General features: G+C 56.2%; 3 rRNA genes. All 3 read right to left on the reverse strand.

The window, feature by feature from the left end:
* Positions 1-3: 3 nt before the first annotated feature.
* The 3 genes from rrf to ACPZVR_RS25320 all read right to left on the reverse strand — a co-directional run bounded on the left by rrf (position 4) and on the right by ACPZVR_RS25320 (position 5,327).
* Positions 4-120 (reverse strand): 5S ribosomal RNA (gene rrf / locus ACPZVR_RS25310).
* A gap of 125 nt (positions 121-245) precedes the next feature.
* Positions 246-3,387: ribosomal RNA gene (locus tag ACPZVR_RS25315) — 23S ribosomal RNA — on the reverse strand.
* Between the two features lie 421 nt (positions 3,388-3,808).
* Positions 3,809-5,327: ribosomal RNA gene (locus ACPZVR_RS25320) — 16S ribosomal RNA — on the reverse strand.
* Together the 16S, 23S and 5S rRNA genes form the textbook arrangement of a ribosomal RNA operon.
* Positions 5,328-5,484: the final 157 nt, after the last annotated feature.

The following is a 5,484-nucleotide window of genomic DNA, read 5'->3' on the forward strand; positions in this document are numbered from 1 at the left end:
TTTGTCCGGCGGCGTCCTACTCTCCCACATCCTCTCGGTTGCAGTACCATCGGCGCTGGCAGGCTTAACTTCCGGGTTCGGGATGGGACCGGGTGTTTCCCTGCCGCTATGGCCGCCGTAACTCTATGAACCCTCACCCCCAGGCCCCGGTACATTAGGGGCCGGTGTTGGGTGGGGTTGGTCTTCATCGTGGACGCGCAGCACCAAAATACTGTTTGGTGTTGTTGGGTGTGTAAGTGGTTTGTTGTGGCAAGTCTTCGGCCTATTAGTACCGGTCGGCTGGGCATTACTGCTGTACACCTCCGGCCTATCAACCCAATAGTCTGTTGGGGGCCTTAACCCACAAAGGGGTGGGAAACCTCATCTTGAAACGTGCTTCCCGCTTAGATGCGTTCAGCGGTTATCACTTCCGAACGTAGCCAACCAGCCATGCACCTGGCGGTACAACTGGCACACCAGAGGTTCGTCCATCCCGGTCCTCTCGTACTAGGGACAGCCTTTCTCAAGTTTCCTACGCGCGCGGCGGATAGGGACCGAACTGTCTCACGACGTTCTAAACCCAGCTCGCGTGCCGCTTTAATGGGCGAACAGCCCAACCCTTGGGACCTACTCCAGCCCCAGGATGCGACGAGCCGACATCGAGGTGCCAAACCATCCCGTCGATATGGACTCTTGGGGAAGATCAGCCTGTTATCCCCGGGGTACCTTTTATCCGTTGAGCGACCACGCTTCCACTCGCAGTGGCCGGATCACTAGTTCCGACTTTCGTCCCTGCTCGACATGTCTGTCTCACAGTCAAGCTCCCTTGTGCACTTACACTCAACACCTGATTGCCAACCAGGCTGAGGGAACCTTTGAGCGCCTCCGTTACATTTTGGGAGGCAACCGCCCCAGTTAAACTACCCATCAGGCACTGTCCCTGAACCAGATCATGGCCCTAGGTTAGACATCTAGTACGACCAGAGTGGTATTTCAACGATGACTCCACAACCACTGGCGTGGCCGCTTCACAGTCTCCCACCTATCCTACACAAGCCGAACCAAACACCAATGCCAAACTATAGTAAAGGTCCCGGGGTCTTTCCGTCCTGCCGCGCGTAACGAGCATCTTTACTCGTAGTGCAATTTCGCCGAGTCCATGGTTGAGACAGTAGGAAAGTCGTTACTCCATTCGTGCAGGTCGGAACTTACCCGACAAGGAATTTCGCTACCTTAGGATGGTTATAGTTACCACCGCCGTTTACTGGGGCTTAAATTCTGAGCTTCGAACTTGCGTTCTAACCCGTCCTCTTAACCTTCCAGCACCGGGCAGGAGTCAGTCCGTATACATCGTCTTACAACTTCGCACGGACCTGTGTTTTTAGTAAACAGTCGCTTTCCCCTGGTCTCTGCGGCCTCCGGCGCTTCCCCAGCAAGTGGGTACACGCCTCGGGCCCCCCTTATCCCTAAGTTACGGGGGCATTTTGCCGAGTTCCTTAACCATGGTTGTCTCGATCGCCTCGGTATTCTCTACCTGATCACCTGAGTCGGTTTCGGGTACGGGCGGCTCATGGCTCGCTAGAGGTTTTTCTCGACAGCATAGGATCACCCACTTCCCCCCTACGGGGTCGGCATCACATCTCAGGGCCACCGATCAAACGGCCGCGTGGCGGATTTGCCTACCACACCCCCTACATGCTTACCCGCCGTCTACCATCGCGGCGGTTGGGCTACCTTCCTGTGTCACCCCATCGCTTGACTACTACCGGATCGGATCCCACGCTCCACACCACGCCCTCACCCCGAAGGGATCAGTACGCGATGCTTCGGGTGGTTAGCATCACCGGGCTCGTCATGGGCGCCATTTCGCCGGTACGGGAATATCAACCCGTTGTCCATCGACTACGCCTGTCGGCCTCGCCTTAGGTCCCGACTTACCCAGGGCAGATTAGCTTGACCCTGGAACCCTTGATCAATCGGCGCACGGGTTTCTCACCCGTGATTCGCTACTCATGCCTGCATTCTCACTCGTGTCACATCCACGCCTGGATCACTCCGACGCTTCACCCGTGACACGACGCTCCCCTACCCAGTCCCACCCCTGGACACCCCACAAAGAGGATGCCTGGGTCCTGCACTCAAACAGATGGAACTGCCATGGCTTCGGCGGATGGCTTGAGCCCCGCTACATTGTCGGCGCGGAATCACTTGACCAGTGAGCTATTACGCACTCTTTCAAGGGTGGCTGCTTCCAAGCCAACCTCCTGGTTGTCACTGCGACTCCACATCCTTTTCCACTTAGCCACCTCTTAGGGGCCTTAGCCGATGGTCTGGGCTGTTTCCCTCTCGACTATGAAGCTTATCCCCCACAGTCTCACTGCCACGCTCTCACTTACCGGCATTCGGAGTTTGGCTAACGTCAGTAACCTGGTAGGGCCCATCGGCTATCCAGTGCTCTACCTCCGGCAAGAAACACGCAACGCTGCACCTAAATGCATTTCGGGGAGAACCAGCTATCACGGAGTTTGATTGGCCTTTCACCCCTATCCACAGGTCATCCCCTCCATTTTCAACTGAAGTGGGTTCGGTCCTCCACGCCGTCTTACCGGCGCTTCAACCTGCCCATGGATAGATCACTCCGCTTCGGGTCTAGAACACGCGACTCAAACGCCCTATTCGGACTCGCTTTCGCTACGGCTACCCCACACGGGTTAACCTCGCCACGTATCGCTAACTCGCAGGCTCATTCTTCAAAAGGCACGCCGTCACCCCACAAGTAAGGCTCCGACGGATTGTAGGCACATGGTTTCAGGTACTATTTCACTCCCCGCCAGGGGTACTTTTCACCTTTCCCTCACGGTACTGGTCCGCTATCGGTCATCGAGGAGTATTTAGGCTTAACGGGTGGTCCCGCCAGATTCACACACCATTCCAGGAGTAGCGTGTTACTTGGGAAATGCTGAACACAGCCTGACACTATCGTCTACGGGGCTATCACCCGCTCCGGCACCGCTTTCCAACGGACTTCGACCTCGCCTCAGGTTTCTGACTGCGCGCCATCCCGGCAGAGACAGCAACAACACTCCCACAACCCCCACACCGCAACGCCTGCCGGCTATCACACGACATGGGTTTAGCCTCATCCGATTTCGCTCGCCACTACTCTCGGAATCACTTTTGTTTTCTCTTCCTACGGGTACTGAGATGTTTCACTTCCCCGTGTTCCCTCCACACACCCTATTTTATTCAGATGCGGGTAACTGGACATAACTCCAGCTGGGTTTCCCCATTCGGACATCCCCGGATCAACGCTCGGTTGCCAACTCCCCAGGGCATATCGCAGGCTCCAACGTCCTTCATCGGCTCTCGATGCCAAGGCATCCACCATGTGCCCTTAACAACTTGCCCACAACAAACCACCAACACACACAACAAACCAACACTACAGTCCAACACAACAGTTCAACTGAAGTCCAACACTGAAGTTCGACACTGTGCGTGATGATGCTCGCCTGTGGGACAAACCATTCAAGAGAACACACAAAACAATCACGAAACAAACACCATATTAATGCTCGCGTCCACTATGAAGAAATCAAACAACCAGAAGCCGAACCAGCCCCTACCCAGCCACCCCCAAACCCCGGGGGCACCCAGCCAGACAGGCGTCTGATGCCTCAGACACCCAACAGCGTGCCACACCTACCAACCAACAACCCCCACAGGGACAACCCCGTGCGAACTGCCGATCCACGATTGCTGCGTTCCACTATCCGAACACCCCATACACGACAACACACTCGGTCATCGATGCGGGTGTGCTCCTTAGAAAGGAGGTGATCCAGCCGCACCTTCCGGTACGGCTACCTTGTTACGACTTCGTCCCAATCGCCAGCCCCACCTTCGACGGCTCCCCCCACGAGGGTTAGGCCACCGGCTTCGGGTGTTGCCGACTTTCGTGACGTGACGGGCGGTGTGTACAAGGCCCGGGAACGTATTCACCGCAGCGTTGCTGATCTGCGATTACTAGCGACTCCGACTTCATGGGGTCGAGTTGCAGACCCCAATCCGAACTGAGACCGGCTTTTTGGGATTCGCTCCCCCTCACGGGATCGCAGCCCTTTGTACCGGCCATTGTAGCATGCGTGAAGCCCTGGACATAAGGGGCATGATGACTTGACGTCATCCCCACCTTCCTCCGAGTTGACCCCGGCAGTCTCCCATGAGTCCCCACCACTACGTGCTGGCAACATGGAACGAGGGTTGCGCTCGTTGCGGGACTTAACCCAACATCTCACGACACGAGCTGACGACAGCCATGCACCACCTGTACACCAGTATCAAAGAGACCCCCATCTCTGGGGGCTTCCGGTGTATGTCAAACCCAGGTAAGGTTCTTCGCGTTGCATCGAATTAATCCGCATGCTCCGCCGCTTGTGCGGGCCCCCGTCAATTCCTTTGAGTTTTAGCCTTGCGGCCGTACTCCCCAGGCGGGGCGCTTAATGCGTTAGCTACGGCACGGAACCCATGGAATAGGCCCCACACCTAGCGCCCAACGTTTACGGTGTGGACTACCAGGGTATCTAATCCTGTTCGCTCCCCACACTTTCGCTCCTCAGCGTCAGGTAATGCCCAGAGAACCGCCTTCGCCACCGGTGTTCCTCCTGATATCTGCGCATTTCACCGCTACACCAGGAATTCCATTCTCCCCTGCATACCTCTAGTCTGCCCGTATCGAAAGCAAGCACCGAGTTAAGCCCGGTGTTTTCACTCCCGACGCGACAAACCGCCTACGAGCCCTTTACGCCCAATAATTCCGGACAACGCTCGGACCCTACGTATTACCGCGGCTGCTGGCACGTAGTTGGCCGGTCCTTCTTCTACCCCTACCGTCACTTACGCTTCGTCGGAGTTGAAAGAGGTTTACAACCCGAAGGCCGTCATCCCTCACGCGGCGTTGCTGGATCAGGCTTCCGCCCATTGTCCAATATTCCCCACTGCTGCCTCCCGTAGGAGTCTGGGCCGTGTCTCAGTCCCAGTGTGACCGGTCACCCTCTCAGGCCGGCTACCCGTCAAAGCCTTGGTGAGCCATTACCTCACCAACAAGCTGATAGGCCGCGAGCACATCCTGCGCCGAAAAACTTTCCACCACCACCAGATGCCTGGAGTGGTCATATCCGGTATTAATCACCGTTTCCGGTGGCTATCCCAGAGCACAGGGCAGATTACTCACGTGTTACTCACCCGTTCGCCGCTCGAGTACCCCCGAAGGAGCCTTTCCGCTCGACTTGCATGTGTTAAGCACGCCGCCAGCGTTCGTCCTGAGCCAGGATCAAACTCTCCATAAGAAAACTCAATACCTGACAAACAGACACTGCTGACAAACTTGTCATCAGAATCATCATTGCCGAAAACACACACCCAACCCCACAAAAGGATCAGATGCACACAAACGTCACAACAATCTATGCATGACACACTGTTGAGTTCTCAAACATCACACGC

The organism is Nocardioides segetis (assembly GCF_051390595.1).
Lineage (GTDB): Bacteria > Actinomycetota > Actinomycetes > Propionibacteriales > Nocardioidaceae > Nocardioides.